3 protein-coding genes are annotated in these 2,541 nt (G+C 74.7%); 1 reads left to right on the top strand and 2 read right to left on the bottom strand.

Translation table 11 applies throughout. The features are described 5' to 3' along the window. A partial coding sequence (gene rpsB / locus MCM47_RS39710; RefSeq protein WP_238951716.1) for a 30S ribosomal protein S2 occupies positions 1-432 on the bottom strand: 432 nt, incomplete at its 3' end. A 1,028-nt stretch (positions 433-1,460) separates the two neighbouring features. Between rpsB and MCM47_RS39705 the strand changes: the two genes are divergently transcribed. Continuing rightward, on the top strand, positions 1,461-1,898 hold the full coding sequence (locus MCM47_RS39705) for a M23 family metallopeptidase (RefSeq protein ID WP_238951715.1): 438 nt from the start codon (positions 1,461-1,463) through the stop codon (positions 1,896-1,898). A gap of 69 nt (positions 1,899-1,967) precedes the next feature. Here MCM47_RS39705 and MCM47_RS39700 read toward each other — a convergent pair whose 3' ends face one another. Continuing rightward, on the bottom strand, positions 1,968-2,540 hold the full coding sequence (locus MCM47_RS39700) for a TetR/AcrR family transcriptional regulator (protein WP_238864085.1): 573 nt from the start codon (positions 2,538-2,540) through the stop codon (positions 1,968-1,970). Between the last annotated feature and the right edge of the window lies 1 nt (position 2,541).

Genomic DNA, 2,541 nt, shown 5'->3' with positions numbered 1-2,541 from the left:
CTTGTCGTGCTCGCGCTGCAGGACCAGGAGCTCCTTCTTGGTGAGGCCGGAACCGGCCACGTCCGAGAAGTCCAGCTCGCCGAGCTCCTTGAGGCGCTGCAGGCGCTTGTAGACGGTCGAGAAGTTGGTCAGCATGCCGCCGAGCCAGCGCTGGTTCACGTAGGGCATGCCCACGCGGGTGGCCTGCTCGGCGATGGCCTCCTGGGCCTGCTTCTTCGTGCCGACGAAGAGGACGCTGCCGCCGTGGGCAACGGTCTCCTTGATGAACTCGAAGGCGCGGTCGATGTAGTTCAGCGACTGCAGGAGGTCGATGATGTAGATGCCGTTGCGCTCGGTGATGATGAAGCGCTTCATCTTCGGGTTCCAGCGGCGGGTCTGGTGACCGAAGTGGACGCCGCTCTCCAGCAGCTCCCGCATCGTGACGACGGCCATAGCCGTGCTCCTCAGGTGTTGCGCCCGGATCTCGCGCAGTCGTCCTCGCGGTGCGCACGGTGGCGCTCCCGCTCGGGCTTCTGCGAACGGCCGGGTCAGGCTCGGTTTTGTCCGTGGCAGCCAGGTGACAGCCACGCCTGACGCCCCGAACGTGCCGAGCCGCTTCCACCCGAGCGGTCCGGGGACCGGTCGGGCTCGGCGGACCGAGCGGCACTCGCACCTGGCGGGGGCGGCGGCTGAGCCGCATCCGTCCACCGGTGGCGGGGCGTGCGAAGTCGACCCGGCGGACCGGGTCGCGTGTGAAGTGTACGGGAAGCGCCGAGCGCCGGGCGACTCCAACGGGCTCGGACGGGGGCCGAGCGGGGGCAGGACGGGGGCAGGACGGGGGCCGGCCGGAGATGGGGCGGAGGCGGGGCGGGGTTTGGGTGGGGAGTGGGCGGCCGGTGTCAGCGTGCGGGTGGGGCGGCGCGGGCGCTGTACACCCTCAGGAGTGACGGCGGCAATCGCGGGGGCGGCGGCGACGTCCTGCGGGGGATCCCCTTTGTCCACAGAGCCTGGTTCGTCCACAGGAATCGGGAGCGGGGTGGTGGGGGCGGCCGGCCACACCGAGCCTCGGTCGTATGAGTGCTGTGCATGTGACTGCTGCTGTCGGGGGCGCCGGTTCGCGCCCCGGGCTCCGCCTTCCGTTCCGGCTCGGGGTTCGGCTCGGGGTTCGGCTCCGGGCTCAGCTCAGGGCTCGGCTCCGGATTCGACCTCGGCTTCGTCCTGGGGCTCGGCTTGGGGCTCGGCTTGGGGCTCGGCTTCGGCGGCCGGTGCTGATGGTGCTCGCGGCACTGCTTCTGACGTCGCTGCCGGCCGGTGCGCCGGGGCCGGCGAGTCACGCGGCTGGCGGCGTGGGCGGCTCGGGCGGCTCGGGCGGCTCGGGCGGCTCGGCGGGTGGCGTGGGCGGCACGGCGGGCGGCCGGGGCGCCGGCGGAAGCGGAGCTGCCGGGTCCACGGCCGGAGCCGGTCCCGGGCGGGCGTGGCCGGTGGGTGGACCGGAGGGCCTGCTCACCCGGTTCGACGCCCCGCCGAAGCCGTGGGCGGCCGGCCACCGGGGCGTCGACCTGGTCGCCGCACCCGGCTCGGACGTCCGTGCCGCGGCACCGGGCGTGGTCTCGTACTCCGGTCCGGTGGCCGGTCGGCCGGTGGTCACCGTCGTCCACCCGGACTCCGGCGCTCCACCCCTGCGGACCACCTACCTACCGGTCACCGGTGCCGTCCCGGTGGGCACCACGGTCGCGGCCGGTCAGGTGATCGGACAGCTCGCGGGCGGCACCGGCACTGGCACCGGCACCGGCACCGGCCACTGCGGCGGCACCGACTGCCTGCACTGGGGCCTGCTGCGCGGCGAGCGCTACCTCGACCCGCCGGCCCTGCTCGGCGCCGGTGCCTCGCGGCTGCTCCCGCTCGGAGGCGCCGGTTGAGCCGGTCCCCGGAGCGGGCCTGCCGGGCAGGCTCGGGGGCGCGCCGACGGCGTCAGCACACCGATCGCGTCAGCGCCGGTCGAGGCCGCGCAGGGCGAGGGCGACGGCCGCGTCCGCAATGGCGTCGGGGCTCTCGGCGCAGCCGCCTGCGGCGCTCTGCTCGGCCTGCCGCACCGCGGCCTCCACGATCCCCTGGAGCAGCGCCGCCGCCAGCCGCGGCCCCTCGTGCCCGAGGTCTTCCAGGGCCTGGACGACCAGCCCGACCAAGTTGCGGTGCGCCGCCCGGATGCGTTCGCGCGCCGCCTCGTCCAGCTCCAGCGCCGAGATCGCCACCACCGCCCGGTGCCGCGGGTCCCCGGCCAGGGCGAGCTGCCCCCGGACGTACGCCTCGATCCGACCGGCCGCGGTGTCGCAGCTCTCCATCCCGGCCTCGATCTCGGCCGCCCAGAGCGGGAAATCGACCTCGCACAGCGCCTCGACCACGGCAGCTCGGGAACGGAAGTACTCGTAGACCGAGGAGCGCGCCAGCCCGGTGCGTGCCGCGAGCGCGGGAAAGGTCAGGGCCTCCATGCCTCCCGCGGTGAGGAGGGTGCGGGCAGCATCGAGGAGGGCAGCCCGCTGCTGCTGGCGGTGCTCGGCCAGG

The organism is Kitasatospora sp. A2-31, from assembly GCF_022288725.1.
GTDB lineage: Bacteria > Actinomycetota > Actinomycetes > Streptomycetales > Streptomycetaceae > Kitasatospora.
The sequence above is the reverse complement of the archived record's forward strand: the minus strand, read 5'-3'. Positions and strand labels throughout refer to the sequence as shown.